We start from the raw sequence: 18883 nt of genomic DNA, 5'->3' as shown, positions 1-18883 counted from the left end.
GCGTCCTTCCGGCCGGGTCCGGGTGAGTGCGAGTTCCGGCCTGGAGCTACCGTACCGCCGCATCGGGCACCTCCCGCAGAGCGAGCCACTGCGCCCGGCGCTCCCGCTGCGCGACCGGGTCGGCCACGGGCGAGGCGAGGCGCAGCCGCTCGGAGTAGGGGTGCCGTGGGGCGCGGGTGACCTGCTCGCCCTCGCCCACCTCCACCAGCTCGCCGCAGTACATCACGGCCACCCGGTGGCACACGCGCCGCACGACGCCGAGGTCGTGCGACACGAACAGGTACGCCACGCCGGTGTCGCGCTGCAGCTCGATGAACAGGTCGAGGATGGTGGCCTGCGTGGTGAGGTCGAGCGCGCTCACGGGCTCGTCGCACACGATCAGCCGCGGTCCGCGCACCAGGGCGCGGGCGATCGCGACGCGCTGCCGCTGACCGCCGGAGAACTCGCTCGGGTAGCGGTCCATGCTGGCCGAGGGCAGCCGCACCCGGTCGAGCATCTCGCGCACCTTCGCCTCGGCGGCCTTCGCCCCGAGGCCGGTCGTGAGCAGCGGCTCGGTGAGGATGTCGCCGATCGTGAGGGCGGGGTTGAGCGAACCGTACGGGTCCTGGAACACGACCTGCACGTCGTCGGCGAGCGCGCGGCGGGCACGACCGCCCAGGCGGCTGATCTCGCGGCCGTCGAAGCGGATGCTCCCCTCGGTCACCGGGGCCAGGCCGAGGATGGCCTTGCCGAGCGTGGACTTGCCCGACCCGGACTCGCCCACGAGCCCGAGGCACTCCCCCGGCGCGATGTCGAGCGAGACCCCGTGCAGCGCGCGGAACGCGGTGCGCCCGCGCCCGTACTCCACCACCAGGTCGCTCACCTCGAGCAGCGGGCGGGTCGCGGTGTCGGTCGCGGCGGTCATGCGGGCACCTCCGTACGGTGGCGGTCGAGCTCGGCGCGGCCGGCGGCGTCGTCGAGCGAGGCGGCGATCAGCTCGCGCGTGTAGGGCTCCGCGGGCGCGGCGAACAGGTCGTCGACCGGTCCGGACTCCACGATGTCGCCGCCGCGCATCACGATCACGCGGTCGCAGATGTCGGCGACGACGCCGAAGTTGTGCGTGACGATCAGCAGCGCCATGCCGTACTCGGCCTGCAGCTCGCGCAGCAGCTCGAGCACCTCGGCCTGCACGGTCACGTCGAGCGCCGTGGTGGGCTCATCGGCCACGAGCAGTGAGGGCCGCCCGGCGATCGCGCCCGCGATGAGCACGCGCTGCGCCATGCCGCCGGACACCTGATGCGGGTAGCTGCGCATGACCCGGTCGGGGTCGGTGAGGCCGACCCGCACGAGCACGGCGCGCGCCCGCTCGGTCGCGGCCGCGCGGCTGAGTCCGTGCACGCGGCGCAGCGGCTCGACCAGCTGGTGCCCGATCGTGTACGAGGGGTCGAGGTTGCTCATGGGCTCCTGCGGCACGTAGCCGATCGTGCGCCCGAGCAGTGCGTGCCGCTGGGCGGGCGTCGCCGCGGTCACGTCGGTGCCGCCCACCCAGATCGCGTCGGCGGTGGCGCGGCCGGTGGAGGGCAGCAGATCGAGCACCGAGAACACCGTCTGCGACTTGCCCGATCCGGACTCGCCCACGATGCCGACGACCTCGCCGGGGGCCACGTCGAGGGTGACCCCGTGGACGACCTCGGTCTCGCCGTTCGGCGTGGCGTGCACGACGCGCAGGTTCTCGACGCGCAGCGCCGACGAGGCGGCCTCGTGCTGCGCGGCCCCGGTCGGGGCGGGGGCGTCGGCGGCGGCGACCACCGCGGCGTCCTTCCGGCGGCGGGCCCGGGGCGTGCGCACCTGCACGAGCTCCGCGAGGGTCGAGCCCATGATCGCGAGCACCGCGATCGTGAGGCCGAGGGCGGCGGAGGGCCACAGCAGCATCAGCGGGTACGTGAGCATCAGGCGGAAGCCCTCGAGCATCATGGCGCCCCAGCTGGGGACGTTCGAGTCGCCGATGCCGAGGAACTGCAGTCCCGCCTGCATTCCCATCGCGATGCCGGCGGTGAGCGCGGTCTGGATGATCACGGGCGGGTACACGGCGGTGATCACGTGGCGGAAGATGATGCGCCCGTCGGAGAGCCCGGAGACGCGGGCGGCATCGATGTACGGCTCGCCGCGCACCGCGAGCGTCTGCGACCGGGCGATGCGGAAGTACCCGGGCACCATGAACACGCCGACCGTGGCCATCAGCAGCTCGAAGTTGTTGCGGCTGCCGGCGGCGACCACGAGCAGGATGATCATGCCGGGGATCGACTGCAGCGCGTCGCTGATCCAGGTGGCGACCCGGTCGAACACGCCGCCGAAGTAGCCCGCAGCGACGCCGGTGGGCACACCGATCACGAGGGCCGTGACGATCGTGATGAGCGCGCCCCAGAGGGTCGTCCGGGTGCCGTAGATGAGGCGGCTGAGGATGTCGCGGCCGGTGGAGTCTCCGCCAAGGAGGTGCTCGGGCGATGGTGGCGCCTTGGCGGCGGCGAGGTCGACGAGGTTCGGGTCCATGGGCGCCAGCAGCGGCGCGAAGACGCCGACCAGCACGATGAGCAGGAAGATCGCGAGCGGGAGGTAGCCGCCGGGGTGGCGGAGGAAGCGCCGGAACAGGCTCGACCGCCGCTTCTGGGCGGCGCGGTCGAACGCGACGCGGATGTCGGTCGTGGTCATGCGACGCGCACCTTCGGGTTGATCCAGCCGAGCACGAGGTCGAGCAGGAGGTTGATCACGACGACGAACACGATGGAGATGACCGTGATGCCCAGGAGCATCGGGATGTCGCCGTTCTGCGAGGACTGGTTGGTGAGCTGGCCGAGGCCGGGGAGGCTGAAGATCTGCTCCACCACGATCGCGCCGGACAGCAGTCCCACGAACATGAGGGCGATCACGGTGAGCGCGGCGGGCGAGGCGTTGCGGAGGATGTGCAGGTTGACCCGCCCGGCGGAGAGCCCGCGGCTGCGGAGCGTACGCACCCAGTCCTGCCTGCTCTGCGCGATCACGGCGTTGCGCAGCTGCTCCGACACGGCGACGATGCCGCCGAGCGCGAGGGAGATCGCCGGCAGGGTGATCGAGCGCAGCCATCCCTCGACGGACTGCGTCGGCGGCACGTAGCCGACCGCGGGGAACCACTTCAGCTGCACGGCGAGCCACATGACCAGCACCAGGCTCACCCAGAATCCGGGGAGCGCGAACAGCACGACCGAGATGCCCTTGATGATCCGGTCGAACCAGGTGCCGGGGCGCAGCCCGGTGATCAAGCCGAACGCGATGCCGATCACGGCTGTGATGAGCGTCGCGAACGTGACCACCGAGAGCGTCACGGGGACCTTGATCGCGAGCTGGGCGCCGACGGGCTGGAAGTTGCGCCACGACTCGCCGAAGTCGAGGAGCACGGCGTGCGAGAACCAGTCCCAGAACTGCACGATCAGGGGGCGGTCGAGGCCGATCTTCTCGGCCAGGGCCTGCTGCTGCGCGGGGCTCGCGGTGGTGCCCAGCAGCGAGGCGGTCGGGTCGCTGATCGCGAGGTGCGCCAGGAAGAAGGTGCCGATCGAGACCGCGACGAGCAGCAGGATGCCGGACAGCACCCGCTTCGCCGTGAACAGGAGCATGGGGGCCTCTCGGGGTGAGGAGGGTCGGAGGGGGAAGGGTGCCGGGGCGGCCGGTGTCGGGTGGCCGCCCCGGCGGGCATCAGCCCTGGGTGATGTAGCGCAGGGTCGGGAACATCATGCCCACGACGGGCTGCAGCTGGATGCCGGGCGCCGTGTAGTAGATGTTGTTCGCCTGGTACCAGACCGACCACCACGCCTGGTCGACGAGGGCCTCGTTGAGCTCCTTGACGGCCGCGGTCTGGGCGTCGCCGCGTTCGGTCTGCACCTTCTCGACGAGCGGCGCGATGACGTCGTTCTCGGCGTAGTCGGGCTCCGGGTTGAACCACTGGACGCTCGTGACCTGGCGGGCCACCGTGGCGACGTCGTTGCCGTCCATCGCGAGGAACGAGATGAACATCGGGTAGTTCGGCGCGTTGAGCTGGTAGTCCGGCATCTGCATGTTGTCCCACGTGACGGTGACGCCGAGCTCGGTGAGCGCCTGCTCCGCCGAGGGCTTCCACATCTCGAAGATGGGCGACATGGGCATCGAGATCGCGAAGCCGTCTGGGTACCCGGCGTCGGCGAGCAGCTCCTTCGCCTTGTCCATGTTGACCGCGTAGGCGTCGTTGAGGGACGGGTCGTTGATCGGCCCTCCGTCGGGGAAGACCTGGTTGGTGGCGACACCGGCGCCGCTGCCGACCGCGGCGAGGATCGCGGCACCGTCGAACGCGTAGTTCAGCGCCTGGCGCACCTCGAGCTTGCCGAGGGGCTCGCTCTTGGCCCCCGTGTGGTCGGTGATGACCAGGCCCGCCCAGCCGGACACGCGCTGCGCGGTGTTCCAGCCCTGCTGCTCGGCCTGCTCCAGGTTGGCGACGTCGCCGTACTGCACGTTGATCTGGCCGCTGAGCATGGCGTTGTGCCGGGCGGTCGCGTCGGTGATCGGGTAGATCGCGAGCTCGGCGAAGGGGTAGGTCTTCGCGTCCCAGTGGTCCTCGGTCTTGGTGAAGTGGTACTCCGCGCCGGGGACGCTGGTGGCGCTGTCGAGCACGTAGGGACCGGAGCCGACCGGCTCGCTGCCGAGCGTTCCGGCCTCGATCGACGCGGGCGACGCGATGTAGCTGCGCCCGAGGCCCATGAAGTAGAGGATCGTGTCGTCGCGCTGCGTGAGGTTGATGCGGACGGTGTCGTCGTCGACCTTCTCGAAGCTGTCGACGTTGACGTAGGCCTCACCCGAGCGGGCGCCGGCCTTGAGGTACTCGAGGCTCGCGAGCACGGCGTCGACGTCGACCGGGGTGCCGTCGCTGAACACGGCGTCGGTGCGGAGGTCGAGGTCGATGCTCAGGTCGTCGTCGGCCACGGTCCACTCGGTGGCGAGCGACGGGATCGGGTCGCCGTCGGCGTCGAGGGCGATCAGGGCGTCGTAGACCGCGGAGAGATACGGGCCGTCGAACCCGATGTCGGCCAGGGACGGATCCCACGACGTGATGTCGAGGAAGTTGCCGATGTTGAGCGCGTCGGGGCCTTCGGCGCCGCCGCCCTCGGAGGGCGATGGCGTTCCGCCGCCGCTGCAGCTGGTGAGCGCGAGGGTCGCGGCCACGGCTGCGGCGAGCGCGAGGGGCATTCGTTTCATGGTTCCTTCTCTCGGGTGCAGGGGTGGTGAAGAAGGTTCGAAGAGCCGCTGACCGGGAGACCGGATCGACGCCACCTCGATGTGTCGTGCTGGTTAGTCTACATGTGTGGAAAAAGAGCGCAAGCATGTTTCCCGCGGCAACGGGCACAGCTCATGCCACCGGGCGCACCCGGCTTGTCTCTGCGCGCAGCATCCCGTCTCGCCACTCCCGTCACCACACCCCGTCCGCGCGCACGTCGCGGTCCACGGCGACGTCGGAGAGGGCCGCCCGCACCTCGGGGCCGTGGTCGCGGACGAGCGCGAGCGCGGCGTGGTTCTGCTCGAGCTGCTCGAGCCGTGAGGCGCCGAACAGCACGTTCGCGGTGGCGGGATTCGCGAGGCAGAAGGCGATGCCGAGCGCGGCCGGCGTCACCCCGAACTCCCCCGCCACCCGCGCGACCTCGGGGTACAGGGCCGCGATCCGCTCGCGGATGCCGCCCACGTCGGCGCCGATCTTGCGCTGCGGCGTCCGGCCCGTGGCGAGGATGCCGCCCTCGAACACGTCGGACGCCTGCAGGGTGAGGGTGCCGTCGGCGAACAGCGGCCCGTACGCGTCGCCCTCGGCCATCGACCGCCGCGCGATGCCGTACTTCAGCTGCGCGAACGCGGGGCCGGCCAGCCCGCGCGTCCGAGCCTCGGCGAGCGCGGCGCGGGTGTCGGCGATGCGCCAGTTGTTGATACCCCACGAGCCGACGAGACCCTCGTCGATCAGGGCGTTCACGTCGGCGACGAGCCGCGGGAGGTCGGGCGCATCGAGGTAGTCGCCCACCACGAGCGTGTCGAACCGGTCGAGCCCCGCCCGCTGGAGCGACTCGACGAGCTGCGCGCGGAACCCCTGGTTCGGCCAGTCCCACAGCCACAGCTTGCCGCACAGCACGATGTCGTCGCGGTCGACACCGCTCGCCCGCAGCGCCTGCCCGAACAGGATGTCGGTCGTCGAGTTCTCGGCGTGCGGCCCCATGTTGTAGTACGCGACGTCGAAGAACCCGGCGTCGAGCTCGACCGCGCGGCGGATCAGCGCGACCGCCTCCTCCGGCGCCATGCGGTCCCACGTGTTCCAGGAGCCGAGGGCGAGGGGCGGCACCGGGGCACCGCCCGTCTGCAGCGGACGGCGGGGGTGGGTCGATTCGGGCATGACGCTCCTTCGCGTGCTTCGTCTCGTCGCTGCGCTCCTCGCTCAGCAACCGGGGTTGTGTTTTTCTATGGTTGTAGAATATAACGGACTCATCCCGTCAGAGCACCGTCAGTGAGGACGAACATGACCGCATCCCCGCGCCGCATCCTGGTCACCGGAGGGGCGTCCGGCCTCGGCCGCGGCATCGCCACCGCCTTCCGCTCCGCGGGCGACGAGGTGTTCCTCGGCGACGTGAACGCCGACGCCGCCGCCGCGGTCGCGGCCGAGATCGGCGCCACCGCCCTCCCCCTCGACATCGCCGACGAGGTCTCCGTCCTGGCCGCAGCCGACCGCGTCACGGCCGCCGGCGGGCTCGACGTGCTCGTGAACAACGCCGGGGTCGTCGCGGGCGGCGGCACGCTGCAGGAGGTCCCGGTCGACGCGGTCGATGCGGCCCTGCGCGTCAACGTGCGCGGCACGTTCCTCATGCTCCGCGTGTTCGGCGCACTGCTCGCGGCGGCCGGACGCGGCAGCATCGTCAACATCTCGTCCATCGGCGCCCGACAGCCCACCCCGGGCCTCGGGCACTACGAGGCCACCAAGGCCGCGGTCGACGCCCTCACCCGCACCGCCGCGATCGAGCTCGCCACCGCGGGCGTGCGCGTGAACGCGGTCGCCCCCGGCCCGGTGCTCACCCCGCTCACCGCCGACTTCGCCTCGAACCCCGACGCCCGCGCGGCCTGGGAGTCGCGCATCCCGCTCGGCACGATCGCCGAGGTCGACCAGGTCACGCCGCTCGTGCTGTTCCTCGCGAGCGACGCCGCCGGCCACATCACCGGCGTCTCGGTGCCGGTCGACGGCGGCCAGCTCCTGGTCTGACCCGTCCGCCCGCATCCGTCACGGGATCGGATCCGCACCCCACCCCTCGCGGAGCGTTCCCGATCCCCCACCCGTCCCGCGACAGGAGAACCGCATGACCCTCCCCGCCCCGACCCTCCCGACCACGACCCGCGCCGCCGTGCTCACCGCGCACGGCGAGCCGCTCACCCTGCAGGACCTCCCGCTGCCGACCGAGATCGAGCCGGGCGCCGCCCTCGTGCGCATCGCCTGCACGACCCTGTGCGGCACCGACATCGAGATCTGGGACGGCCGGATGACCTTCCCCGGCATGCTCCCGATGGTGCTCGGCCACGAGATGGTCGGCGAGATCGTGGCCACCGGACCCGACACGCGCGACGCCCTCGGCCGCCCGCTCTCCCCCGGCGACCGCATCGGCTGGTCGGAGTCCACGTGCGGCGAGTGCCACGGCTGCGTCGTGCTGCGCGAACCCGTCGCCTGCTCGCGCCGCGGCTACGGCTTCCTGCAGCGGTCCGACGTACCGCCGTACGCCACCGCCGGGCTGTCGGAGTACGCCTACGTCACCCCCGGCGCCGCGAAGCTGCTGCTGCCCGCGGCGGTGAAGGACACCTGGGCGTCGATGGCGGGCTGCGCGGCCAAGACCGTGCTGCGCGCGTTCGAGCGCGCCGGCCGCATCCGCCCCGGCTCCCGCGTCGTGGTGCAGGGGTCGGGCGCGCTCGGCATCTTCGCCACCGCCGTCGCCACCATCGCGGGCGCCGGGCAGGTCATCACGGTCGGCGCCCCCGCCGCCCGGCTGGAGCTCGCCGCCCGCTTCGGCGCCGACGCCGTGGTCGACTTCCGCGACGGGCCCGTCGTCGACCAGGTCATGGAGCTCACGGGCGGCCACGGCGCCGCCCACGTGTTCGACTTCGCGGGCGCCCCGAGCGTGGGTCCCGACGCGGTGGGCATGGCGGCGCAGCGCGGCACCATCGCGATCGTCGGCTCCACCGGCCCCGCGGGCGACGGCTTCCCCCTCAGCACGATCATGGGCAAGGAACTCACGGTCGTCGGCTCGCTCAACGGCGACATCTCCGACTACGCCCGCGCCATCGACTTCTTCACCGCGTTCGCCGACCGCTTCCCCTGGGACGACCTGTTCAGCGCCCCGGTCGGTCTCGCCGAGGCCTCCGCCAAGATCGCCCACATGCACCACCTCGATGAGGTCAAGGCCGTCATCGACCCGAGCCTCTGAGGAGCACCATGACCACCCCTCTCCCCCGCCGCGAGATCGGCCGCAGCGGCCTGCACGCCTCCCTGTTCTCGCTCGGCTCGTGGCACACCTACGACCGCATGGACTTCGCCGACGCCGTCGAGCTGCTGCGCCAGGCGACCGCCCGCGGCGTGAACCTCTTCGACGTCGGCGTGTACTCCGCGCCCGGCGCCCCTCCGGTGTTCACCGACGTGATCTTCTCGGCCATGGTGCGCGCGGCGGGTCTGCGCCGCGACGAGTGGCTGCTGTCGTCGAAGCTGTGGCTGGAGGCCTTCGGCGACGACGGCTTCCGCCCGCAGCTCGAGAACGCCCTGATGCGGGTGGGCGTGGAGCACGCCGACCTCGTGATCCTGGGCGACCTGCGCCGCGACGACCTCGACCTGCGCGACCTCGTGCTCGACCTCGCGCGCCTCGCCGATGCGGGACTCATCCGCGCGTGGGGCGTGAACAACTGGTCGGCGTTGTCCATCCAGCGCCTGCTCGACCTCGCCGCGGCGGAGGGCGTGCCCGGGCCGCAGATCGCGCAGCTGAAGTACAGCGTGGCACGGCGCTCGATCCCCGACGGCGAGCCGTTCGCGCGGCTCTGGGAGCAGGGCCTCACGCTGCAGGCCTCCGACTGCCTGGAGGGCGGCGTGCTCGCGGGGAACGTGAAGGGCGACCGCCAGATCGGCCGCGACCCCGGCGACATCCGGGAGCGGATCATCGCCGACGTGCCGGCCTTCACGGCGCTCGCGGAGTCGCTCGACACGACCCCGGCCCAGCTCGGCATCGCGTTCACGCTCACGCACCCCGCCCTCACGACCACGCTGTTCGGGGCCTCCCGCGTGGCACAGCTGCACGCGAACCTCGACGCCGCCGACCTCGTCGACCGCATCGGCGCCGACGAGCTGCGCCGCCTGGTCGAACCCTTCTGGGCCGACCGCGGCGTGGTCGACCCCGAAGGCCCCTGACACCGTCCGCAGACCCCCACACACCCGCCCCGCACCACGCCCCAGGCCGCCCCCGCCCCACTGAGGAGAGACATGACCGCCACCGCCGCCGGACACCCCACCGTCCCGCCCGTCCCGTTCGACCCCGAGGTGCAGGCCGTGCTGGACGAGATCGCGAAGAACCCGCAGCCTCCCCTCACCCGCGACACGCTGCCGCGCGAGGGCGTCGACCGGATGTTCCCCGACAACGACACCGTCATCGCGGGCCGCCCGATCGTGTGGGAGGACCGCGTGATCCCGGGCCCCGCGGGCGCACCCGACATCGAGATCACGGTGTTCCGCCCCGCGGATTCCGCGACCGAGGTGCTGCCCGGGTTCGTGAACATCCACGGCGGCGGCATGATCGTCGGCCACCGCTCGTGGGAGACCGCGCGCGTGGTCGACATCGTCGCGGAGCACCGCGTGGTCGCCGTGAACGTGGAGTACCGGCTCGCCCCGGAAGACCCGTACCCCGCCGGTGTGGAGGACTGCTACGCGGCGTTCGTCTGGACGCACGAGCACGCCGCCGAGCTCGGCATCGACCCGGAGCGCCTCGTCGTCGGCGGCGGCAGCGCCGGGGGCGGGCTCACGGCCGCGGTCGCCCTGCTGGCGCGCGACCGGAAGGGCCCGGTCATGGCGGGGCAGCTGCTGCTGTGCCCCATGATCGACAACACCAACACCTCGGTCGCCAGCTTGCAGTACGACGGCATCGGCACGTGGCAGCGCGACATGAACCTGCTGGCGTGGTCGTGCGTGCTCGGCGACGACCTCGCGTTCAGCGACGAGGCCCCCGCCTACGCGGCCCCGAGCCGCGCGACCGATCTGTCCGGTCTTCCCCCCGCGTACATCGAGGTGGGCGAGGCGGAGACCTTCCGCGACGAGGACACCGCGTATGCGCTCGGCATCTGGGCCACGGGCGGCCAGGCCGAGCTGCACGTGTGGGGCGGCGGCGCGCACGGCTTCGACATGTACATGCCGGAGGCGGAGATCACCCGGGCCGCCCTCGCCGCACGGTCGTCGTGGCTGCGCCGGATCTGGCGGGCCGCCCGATGACCGCGCCCGCTCCCGTGCCGTACGACCCCGAGCTGGTCGCCGGGCTCGACGCGTTCGTGCAGCTCGTGGAGGGCATCCCGCTGCGCGCCGACACCATCCACGCCAACCGCGACCACTTCGCCACGATCATCCCGCCCATCGCGGTGCAGGCCGAGGGCAGGGCGGTGACGTGGGAGGACCGCGTGATCCCCGGCCCCGCCGGCGCGCCCGACCTGGAGGTCACGATCGTGCGGCCGTCCGCCCCCGCGACCGGACCGGCGCCCGCCGTCCTGTCGATCCACGGCGGTGGCATGGTGCTCGGCACCCGCTTCTTCGGCACCGCCGAGCTGATCGACCTGGCCGACCGGCACGGCGTCGTCGGCGTCGCGGTGGAGTACCGCCTCGCGCCGGAGCATCCGGGTCCCGCGCAGGCGGAGGACTGCTACGCGGCGCTGGAGTGGATGGCCGCGCACGCCGACGACCTCGGCATCGACCCCGACCGCATCATCGCGTCGGGGCAGAGCGCGGGCGGCGGGCTGTCCGCCGCGGTGGCCCTGCTCTCCCGCGACCGCGGCGGACCGCGGCTGGCCGGGCAGCTGCTCGGCTGCCCGATGCTGGACGACCGCAACGAGACGCCGTCCGCCCGGCAGTACGACGGCTTCGGCGCCTGGGACCGCAACAACAACGACACCGCGTGGGACGCCATCGCCGGAGACGACCGCTTCACCGACCGGGTCTCGCCGTACACGGCCCCCGCACGCGCCACCGACCTGTCCGGACTCGCCCCCGCGTTCATCGAGGTCGGGGCTGCCGAGACCTTCCGCGACGAGGCCGTGGACTACGCGCTGCGCATCTGGGCGACCGGCGGTCAGGCCGAGCTGCACGTGTGGGCCGGCGGGTACCACGGCTTCTCCGGGTTCTCGCCGGAGGCCGAGGTGTCGCTGGCGGCGGTCGCAGCGCGGGAGAGCTGGCTGCGCCGCGTGCTGCGCCCGGGCGGATGAGCATCCCGGCGCGCCCGGAGCCCGCCCGCATGGGCACGCTCCGGGCGATGCTCGTGCTCGGGATGCTGGAGGCGTTCGGGCCGCTGTCGATGGACCTGTACCTGCCGCAGCTGCCGCAGCTCGCGGCGTCGCTCGGCACGACCGAGGCGCTCGCGCAGGTCACGATGTCGGCGTGCATGATCGGCCTGGGTCTCGGGCAGCTCATCGCCGGTCCCCTCAGCGACCGGCTGGGCCGGAAGCGTCCGCTCCTCGTCGGCGTGGCCGCGTTCGCGGCGCTGTCCGCCGTGTGCGCGGTCGCCCCGAGCATCGAGCTGCTGCTGGTGGCGCGGTTCCTGCAGGGTCTCGCCGGATCGGCGGGCATCGTCATCTGCCTCGCGGTCGCGCGCGATCAGTTCGAGGGCGTGGAGCTGTCGCGCATGCTGTCGCTGCTGTTCCTGGTCTCGGGCACGGCCCCGATCATCGCCCCCGTGGTGGGCGGCCAGCTCGCACGGGTCATGGACTGGCGCGGCATCTTCGGCGTGCTCGCGGCGGTCGGGGTCGTGCTGCTGCTCGTGGTCGTGTTCGCCCTGCCCGAGACGCTGCACCCCGACGACCGGCACGGCGGCGGCCTGCGCACGCTCGGCGGTCACGCGGGCGCCGTGCTGCACGACCGCCTGTTCACCGCGGTGCTGTGCGCCTCGGCGGGCGGCGGGGTGGCGTTCTTCACCTACCTGTCGATGTCGTCGTTCGTGCTGCAGGACGAGTTCGGGCTGAGCCCGCAGGCGTTCAGCCTGGCGTTCGCGGCCGGGGCGCTCGCGAGCATCGTGGGCAGCCAGACGAGCCGGCTGGTGGTGCGACGGTGGGGCCCGCTCCGCGTGTACCTGGGCGGCAGCACCGCGACGCTGCTGGCGACCGCGACCTTCCTGGTGCTGGCCGTCGCCGGGACCGGGGCGACCGGGGTGATCGCGGCCCTGGTCGGCTTCATGCTGTGCTCCGGCGTCGGCGGCCCGAACGGGCAGACCCTCGCGCTCGCGCACCACGGTTCGCGCGCGGGCACCGCATCGGCCCTGCTCGGCATGTCCACCTTCCTGTTCGGGCCCGTGCTGGCCCCGGTCGCGGCGGGCGTCGGCGGCACGAACGCCATGACCATGGCCGTGACCATGACCCTCGCGGCCGCCGTCGCCGCGGTCGCCGCGTGGGCGTTCGTGCGTCCGGCCGCGCGCACCTGAGCCGCCCGGTCGGGTCGCCCGAGTCCCGCCCGCCCCGCGGTCAGAAGCCGAGGCACATGACGGCGACGCCCGCGGCCATCGCCCACGACTCCGTGGCGAGCAGACGCCCGGTGCGACCGTGGTGCTGCGGAGGCACGAACCACGCCGCCGCCACGGTCCACAGCACGACCGCGGCGACCCCGATCATCACGAGCGCCGAGAGCACGCCCCCGAGGCCGTGCCCGCCGTGGCCGGTCGGCGTGACGGCGCGCTCGACCGAGGAGACCACGACGGATCCGTCGAACGCGCACACCGCCATCACGAGCGACACCAGCGCCCGGTGACAGCAGGTGGCGGCGGCCGCGGTGCCGCGCACGCCCATGGTGCCGAGCATTGCGGAGACCAGGAGCACCGCGCCGAGCGCGAGCCGCGTCAGGGCGTCGACCCCGGGGATCGCGAGCACGAGCATCCCGGCGGCCATCACCAGCGCCGACTGCCTCCCCTGCCACGGCACCGCCCGCCACGCCGCCACGCACGCGACGGCGGAGACGAGCGCGGCCGCGGCCATCAGCCACGGTGCTGCGGGGACGAGGGGTTCCACGGTCGCAGTATATTGATCGAGCGCTCAATATCGCTAGACCCGACCGTCTACGAGAGGATGGGCACGTGCCCCGCATCGTCGACCACGATGAGCGCCGCCGGCAGATCGCCGAGGCGCTGCTCGCCGTCGCCGCCCGCGACGGCCACGAGAGCGTGTCCTCCCGCGCGGTCGCGAAGGAGCTCGGGGTGGCCACCGGTTCGCTGTGGCACTACTTCGACGGGTTCGACGACGTCGTCCGCGCGGCCGCCGCCGAGGTCACCCGCCGCACCGACCAGCGCATCGCCGAGGCCACCGCGGGGCTGCGCGGCCTCGCGCGCCTCGACGCCCTGATGCGCGAGGTGCTGCCGGTCGACGAGCGCACCCGCACCGAGGCGCACGTCGTGGTGGGGTTCTGGGGGCGCCTGGCCACGCTCGCCCCCGCGCCCGATGCGGCCTCCCCGACCCTCGCGACCTGGCAGGACAGCATCCGCGAGGCCCTGCAGGAGGCGGTCGACGACGGAGAGCTGCGGCCGCAGACGCCCACCGCGGCGGTCATGGCGCTGCTGCGCTCCATCACGTACGGCCAGCAGATCGTCGAGGTGACCGAGCCGCAGCCCGCCGCGGCCCACCTCGCAGTGCTCGACGGCATCCTCGCCCCCTGGCGCGCCTGACCCGCGAGCCGGCGCTTGTGCACGCGCGTCCGCGCGGCCTATCATCGTGCCATCCCGTTTCTTGAGCGTTTGCTCGAAAATAGTGAGGTCGACGATGTCCCACCACGCCCCGCAGCCCGTCTCCGTCGAGAAGATCGCGGTTCCGCACCCGCTCGACCCGCTCACCGGTGCCGAGATCGCCGCCGCCCGCGCGGTGCTGGAGGCGGCCGGACTGATGACCGAGACCACCCGCGTGCCGATGCTGCTGCCCGACGAGGCCACCAAGGAGGAGCTCGCGGCGTGGAGCCCCGGCTCCCCCATCGATCGCCGCGCCGACGTGACGCTGCTCGACACCGCCACGGGCGTCGCCACCGAGGTGATCGTGTCGATCACGCGCGGGGAGATCGTGCGCAGCGAGCGCGTGCCCAACGACGCCCCGCCGTACGGTCAGCCGCAGTACCTGTTCGAGGAGTACGAGCGGGCCGAGTCCATCGCGAAGGCGTCGCCCGAGTGGCGGGCCGCCATGGAGCGACGGGGCCTCACGGAGCACATCGACCTCGCGTTCTGCTCCCCCCTCGCTCCCGGCTACACGGGTCGCGCCGACGAGGTGGGCCGCCGCGTCATCCGCTCGCTCACCTTCCTCAAGTACGACGAGAACGACTCGCCGTGGGCACACCCGGTCGAGGGTCTGATCGTGCACATCGACCTCACCTCGAACAGCGTGATCCGCGTGGAGGACGAGGGGGATGTGCCGGTGCCCGCCGGTCACGGCAACTACTACCCCGAGGTGCAGGGCGAGGCGCGCACGACGCTCATGCCCATCGAGATCACCCAGCCGCAGGGCACGAGCTTCCACGTGTCCGGCTCGCTCGTCGAGTGGGAGGGCTGGTCGATGCGCGTCGGCTTCAACGCCCGCGAGGGCCTCGTGCTGCACGACGTCTCGTTCCAGGGGCGCTCCGTGCTGCACCGCGCGAGCGTGCCCGAGATGGTGGTGCCCTACGGCGACACGGCCCCCGGGCGATTCTGGATCAGCTACTTCGACGCGGGCGAGTACCTGCTCGGCAAGAACGCCAACCACCTGGAACTGGGGTGCGACTGCCTCGGCGTGATCCGCTACCTCGACGGCTACGTCGCCGACGACCACGGCCACCCGGTGCGCATCCCGAACGTGATCTGCATGCACGAGGAGGACTTCGGGATCCTGTGGAAGCACACCGATCTCGCGGGCCGATCCGACGTGCGGCGCTCCCGGCGCTTCGTGGTGTCGTACTTCTCCACGATCGGCAACTACGACTACGGCTTCTACTGGAACTTCGGACTGGACGGCTCGATCGAGGTGGTCGCCAAGGCCACGGGCATCGTGTTCGCGGGCGCCGGGGAGCCGGGCGTGCGGCAGAAGCACGCCACCGAGCTCGCGCCAGGGGTGTTCGCCCCCGTGCACCAGCACCTCTTCTGCGCCCGGCTCGACGTGGCGATCGACGGCTCCGACAACCGGCTCGTCGAGGTCGACGCGCAGCGGGTGCCGATGGGACCGGAGAACCCCTTCGGCAACGCGTTCTCCTGGTCGGAGACGGTGCTGGAGACCGAGCACGCCGCACAGCGCGAGGCCGACACCTCGGTCGCCCGGGTGTGGGAGGTGCAGAGCGCCTCGCGCACGAACCACGTCGGCCGCCCCACCGCCTATCACCTGGTGCCGGAGCCGACCGCACTGCTGATGGCCGACCCCGCCTCGTCGGTGGCGGCGCGGGCGACGTTCGCGACCAAGCACCTGTGGGCGACGCGCTACGAGCACGGGCAGATCTGGCCGGCCGGCCGCTACCCCAACGCGCACCAGGGCGGCTCCGGCCTCCCCGAGTACAGCGCGGGCGACCGTCGCATCGACGGCGAAGATCTGGTGCTGTGGCACACGTTCGGCCTCACGCACTTCCCCCGCCCGGAGGACTGGCCGATCATGCCCGTCGACTATGCGGGCTTCTGGTTCAAGCCCTACGGCTTCCTCGACCAGAACCCGGCGATGGACGTGCCCGAGTCGTCGCAGGCCCACGGCGGCGCCGCGGCCTCGTCGTGCTGCGGCGGCGGGGCGGACTGCACCTGCGGCCACTGACGAGCCGCGTCCTCCGCCCGCATGCGTCGCGGGCGGGGGTCAGGCGAGGGCGGAGATCGCGTCGCGGAGGATGCCGTCGGCACCGGCGAGCGCGGTCGCGGCGGTCTCGGCGGGAGCAGCCGTGGCGAGCATGAGCAGGGCGAGCTTGACCGAGCCCTGCGCCTGCTGCAGTGCCGAGGCGGCCTCGTCGACGCCGACCCCCGACAGCTGCGACACGGTGCGGATCGACCGCGCGTGCAGCTTCTCGTTGGTGGCGAGCAGGTCGACCATGACGCCGCGGTACGTCTTGCCGAGCTTGATCATGGAGAGCGTGGTGAGCATGTTGACCACGAGCTTCTGCGCCGTGCCCGACTTCAGGCGCGTGGAGCCGGAGATGAACTCGGGCCCGGTCACGACCTCGATCGGGATGTCGGCCACCGCGCCGATCGCCGAGTTCGCGTTCGACGCGATCGCCACGGTCAGCGCGCCGACGCTGCGGGCGTACTCGAGCCCACCGACGACGTACGGCGTGCGACCGGACGCGGAGATGCCGACCACCGTGTCGCGCTCGGTGAGGTCGAGCGCGCGCAGCGAGTCTCCGGCGGCCTCCTCGTCGTCCTCGGCGTTCTCGACGGCGGAGCGGATCGCGGTCTCGCCGCCCGCGATCAGGCCGACCACCATGGAGGGGTCGGTGCCGAAGGTGGGCGGGCATTCGCTGGCGTCGAGCACGCCGATGCGCCCGGCCGTCCCCGCGCCGATGTAGATCAGGCGTCCCCCGCGGCGGAACCGCTCCGTGATGCCGTCGACCGCGGCGGCGATGTCGGCCGTCCGCTCGGCGACGGCCTCGGGCACCCGGCGGTCCTCGGCGTTCATGCGGCGCACGAGCTCGGTCGTCTCGAGCAGGTCGAGGTCGCCGCGCTCGGTCGTCGACGCCTCGGTGTCGAGCGTCTCCAGGACGGAGAGGAGGGCGGCGAGGCGGGAGTCGTCATTCGGCACGGTGCACGAACCTTTCGTGAGGGAGGTCGACGCGGCGGGTCAGCAGCAGCGCGCCGGCCAGGGCATCGCCCCGCGCCGGGACGACACGACGGCCGGCCGCACGCAGGGAGGAGCTCAGGGTGTCGCGGAACCAGGCGTGATCGGCGAGCCCGCCGTGCACGGCCACGTCGGTCGTGACGGCGGAGGCGGCGACCGCGCTGGTGGTGAGCAGGCGCACGGCCTCGGTCGCGATCGCGGCGGCGACGTCGTCTCCGGCTTCGGCGGCGTCGAGCACGAGCGGGGCGAGGGTCGCCAGGCGCCGGGCGAGCGCGCCGTCGCCCGCGAGCCAGGCCTGCACGTCGGACGGGGCCCCGACGGGTCCCGCGACGGCGGCGGTGAGAGCGGTGGGGCCGGCCAGGCCGTCGGCGGCGCGGAGCACGGCCCGCAGCGCCTCGCGCCCGAGCCAGGAGCCGCTGCCGAGGTCGCCGAGCTCCGGGCCCCAGCCGTCGATCAGCCGCGCGCCGTCCGCGTCGATGCCGAGGGCCGCGGCGCCGGTGCCCGCGATGAGCAGCACGCCCGCTCCCCCGTCGAGTGCTCCGGCGTGGGCGGTCACGACGTCGGAGGCGACCGCGACGCGGGCCCCGGTGCGCGCCGCGAGCAGACCGGCGAGCTCGACGGCCGCGTCCGGCGCGAACCACGCGCCGGCCGCTCCGACGCCGATCGCATCGAGCCGCGGGAGCCCGTCGAGCAGCGGGAGGATGGCGTCGAGGGCCGCGGTCACGCCGCCGGCGGACGCCAGACCCGGGGCGCCGAGGCCCGAGCGCTCCACGCGCGGTTCCGCGTGCACGACGACGCGGCAGCGGGACTTGCCGAGATCGACGGTGGCGGTCGGCGGGGCGCTCATCGGCTCTCCTCGGGGACGCGGTGGATATGACGAAAAGAGACTACATGCGAAGTAGACTCACTGAAAAGAATTTACCATTCTTGTCACGACCCCCGTCACGACATACTTGAGAATCCCACATCCCCGGAGGACCGATTGAGCATCCAGTCGACGATCGAAGCGGCCGCATCGACGCTGCCGCCCTCGCTCGCCCGCATCGCGACCGTGGTCCGCGAGAACCCCTCGATCGTCATCGACAAGACCATCAACGAGCTCGCCGAGGAGTGCCAGACCTCGGTCGCCTCCGTCGTGCGGTTCTGCCGCGCGATCGGCTTCAGCGGCTACGCCCCGCTGCGCATGGCCCTGGCGACCGAGCTCGGCAAAGAGGCCGCGCAGTTCTCGGCCCGCGGCGCCTTCGGCTCGGAGATCTCCGACGAGGACACGCTGCAGGAGGCGGTGTCGAAGCTCGCGGCGCTCGAACTCCTGGCCATCGAGGAGACCGTCGCCCAGCTCGACTTCGACGTGCTCGAGGCCGCCATCGACGCGATCGACGGCGCCGACCGCATCCTGCTGTACGGCATCGGCGCGAGCCAGTTCGTGGCGGAGGACCTCGCGCACAAGCTGCTGCGCGTCGGCCGCAACGCGCACGTGCTCGCCGACCCGCACGAGGCCGTCGCGGCGACCGTGCTGCACGCGGCCCCCACCGTCGCGATCGGCTTCTCGCACGCGGGCTCGACGATCGAGACCGTGCGGTTCCTGGAGACGGCGCGCGCGAACGGCGCCGCGACCGTCGCCGTCACCTCGGCCAAGGACTCCCCGCTCGCGCACGCCGCCGATCACGCGCTGTTCACCGAGGTGCGGGAGTCGGCCTTCCGCGCCGGGGCAATGGTCAGCCGCATCGCGCAGCTCACCCTGGTCGACTGCCTGTTCATCGGCGTGGCCAAGCGACGCTACGCCGAGACCGTCGACGCCCTGCGTCGCACCCGCCAGGCCACGCACGCCCTGCGTGACTGATCGCGCCGTCGCGCC

17 protein-coding genes are annotated in these 18883 nt (G+C 72.7%); 9 read left to right on the top strand and 8 right to left on the bottom strand.

The features are described 5' to 3' along the window. Window positions 1-46 precede the first annotated feature (46 nt). The 5 genes from ACFWCH_RS10805 to ACFWCH_RS10785 form a co-directional block, all read right to left on the bottom strand. Window positions 47-904, bottom strand: a complete 858-nt coding sequence (locus tag ACFWCH_RS10805) for an ATP-binding cassette domain-containing protein (protein ID WP_378803525.1) — start codon at window positions 902-904, stop codon at window positions 47-49. Further along, window positions 901-2688, bottom strand: a complete 1788-nt coding sequence (locus tag ACFWCH_RS10800; protein ID WP_136029035.1) for a dipeptide/oligopeptide/nickel ABC transporter permease/ATP-binding protein — start codon at window positions 2686-2688, stop codon at window positions 901-903. Before ACFWCH_RS10800 ends, ACFWCH_RS10805 begins: the two co-directional genes overlap by 4 nt. Beyond that, on the bottom strand, window positions 2685-3626 hold the full coding sequence (locus tag ACFWCH_RS10795) for an ABC transporter permease (protein ID WP_136035483.1): 942 nt from the start codon (window positions 3624-3626) through the stop codon (window positions 2685-2687). The genes ACFWCH_RS10800 and ACFWCH_RS10795 overlap by 4 nt, the downstream gene beginning before the upstream one ends. A 79-nt stretch (window positions 3627-3705) precedes the next feature. Then, window positions 3706-5235: an ABC transporter substrate-binding protein gene (locus ACFWCH_RS10790; RefSeq protein WP_240745293.1), complete on the bottom strand. Its 1530-nt coding sequence runs from the start codon at window positions 5233-5235 to the stop codon at window positions 3706-3708. A 211-nt stretch (window positions 5236-5446) separates the two neighbouring features. Further along, on the bottom strand, window positions 5447-6409 hold the full coding sequence (locus ACFWCH_RS10785) for an aldo/keto reductase (RefSeq protein ID WP_136035482.1): 963 nt from the start codon (window positions 6407-6409) through the stop codon (window positions 5447-5449). A 123-nt stretch (window positions 6410-6532) separates the two neighbouring features. Between ACFWCH_RS10785 and ACFWCH_RS10780 the strand changes: the two genes are divergently transcribed. The 6 genes from ACFWCH_RS10780 (at window position 6533) to ACFWCH_RS10755 (ending at window position 12704) form a co-directional block, all read left to right on the top strand. Beyond that, on the top strand, window positions 6533-7267 hold the full coding sequence (locus ACFWCH_RS10780) for an SDR family NAD(P)-dependent oxidoreductase (RefSeq protein ID WP_378803524.1): 735 nt from the start codon (window positions 6533-6535) through the stop codon (window positions 7265-7267). A gap of 94 nt (window positions 7268-7361) precedes the next feature. Continuing rightward, window positions 7362-8477 carry a zinc-binding dehydrogenase gene (locus ACFWCH_RS10775; RefSeq protein ID WP_378803523.1) on the top strand — a complete coding sequence of 372 codons (1116 nt, stop codon included), beginning with the start codon at window positions 7362-7364 and terminating at the stop codon, window positions 8475-8477. Window positions 8478-8485: 8 nt separating this feature from the next. Continuing rightward, a complete protein-coding gene (locus ACFWCH_RS10770) occupies window positions 8486-9445 on the top strand; it encodes an aldo/keto reductase (RefSeq protein ID WP_378803522.1) in 960 nt (319 codons plus the stop codon). Window positions 9446-9517: 72 nt separating this feature from the next. Beyond that, the gene (locus tag ACFWCH_RS10765; RefSeq protein ID WP_136035479.1) at window positions 9518-10516 is read left to right on the top strand and encodes an alpha/beta hydrolase; all 999 of its coding nucleotides are present in this window, start codon (window positions 9518-9520) and stop codon (window positions 10514-10516) included. Then, on the top strand, window positions 10513-11496 hold the full coding sequence (locus ACFWCH_RS10760) for an alpha/beta hydrolase (RefSeq protein WP_136029021.1): 984 nt from the start codon (window positions 10513-10515) through the stop codon (window positions 11494-11496). The genes ACFWCH_RS10765 and ACFWCH_RS10760 overlap by 4 nt, the downstream gene beginning before the upstream one ends. Then, window positions 11493-12704 (top strand): multidrug effflux MFS transporter, encoded by a 1212-nt coding sequence (locus ACFWCH_RS10755; RefSeq protein WP_378803521.1) that lies wholly within the window; start codon window positions 11493-11495, stop codon window positions 12702-12704. Before ACFWCH_RS10760 ends, ACFWCH_RS10755 begins: the two co-directional genes overlap by 4 nt. A gap of 40 nt (window positions 12705-12744) precedes the next feature. On the opposite strand, the gene ACFWCH_RS10750 is transcribed toward ACFWCH_RS10755, so the two are convergent. Beyond that, the gene (locus ACFWCH_RS10750) at window positions 12745-13284 is read right to left on the bottom strand and encodes a hypothetical protein (RefSeq protein ID WP_136029019.1); all 540 of its coding nucleotides are present in this window, start codon (window positions 13282-13284) and stop codon (window positions 12745-12747) included. Window positions 13285-13349: 65 nt separating this feature from the next. Here ACFWCH_RS10750 and ACFWCH_RS10745 point away from each other — a divergent pair, with 65 nt between their 5' ends. Beyond that, the gene (locus ACFWCH_RS10745; protein WP_136029017.1) at window positions 13350-13934 is read left to right on the top strand and encodes a TetR/AcrR family transcriptional regulator; all 585 of its coding nucleotides are present in this window, start codon (window positions 13350-13352) and stop codon (window positions 13932-13934) included. Between the two features lie 94 nt (window positions 13935-14028). Continuing rightward, window positions 14029-16017, top strand: coding sequence for a primary-amine oxidase (locus ACFWCH_RS10740; RefSeq protein WP_378803520.1), 1989 nt, complete (start codon window positions 14029-14031; stop codon window positions 16015-16017). Between the two features lie 39 nt (window positions 16018-16056). Here ACFWCH_RS10740 and murQ read toward each other — a convergent pair whose 3' ends face one another. Then, window positions 16057-16992, bottom strand: coding sequence for an N-acetylmuramic acid 6-phosphate etherase (murQ, locus tag ACFWCH_RS10735; protein WP_378803519.1), 936 nt, complete (start codon window positions 16990-16992; stop codon window positions 16057-16059). Continuing rightward, window positions 16982-17875 (bottom strand): BadF/BadG/BcrA/BcrD ATPase family protein, encoded by an 894-nt coding sequence (locus ACFWCH_RS10730; RefSeq protein WP_366626952.1) that lies wholly within the window; start codon window positions 17873-17875, stop codon window positions 16982-16984. The genes murQ and ACFWCH_RS10730 overlap by 11 nt, the downstream gene beginning before the upstream one ends. Window positions 17876-18010: 135 nt before the next feature. On the opposite strand from ACFWCH_RS10730, the gene ACFWCH_RS10725 reads away from it, so the two are divergent. Continuing rightward, window positions 18011-18868 carry a MurR/RpiR family transcriptional regulator gene (locus tag ACFWCH_RS10725; protein WP_136034182.1) on the top strand — a complete coding sequence of 286 codons (858 nt, stop codon included), beginning with the start codon at window positions 18011-18013 and terminating at the stop codon, window positions 18866-18868. Window positions 18869-18883 lie beyond the last annotated feature (15 nt).

This window comes from Microbacterium sp. NPDC060132 (assembly GCF_042729675.1).
GTDB lineage: Bacteria > Actinomycetota > Actinomycetes > Actinomycetales > Microbacteriaceae > Microbacterium > Microbacterium sufflavum.
Note: the sequence above shows the minus strand (reverse complement) of the source record. Positions and strands in the feature narration are given on the sequence as shown.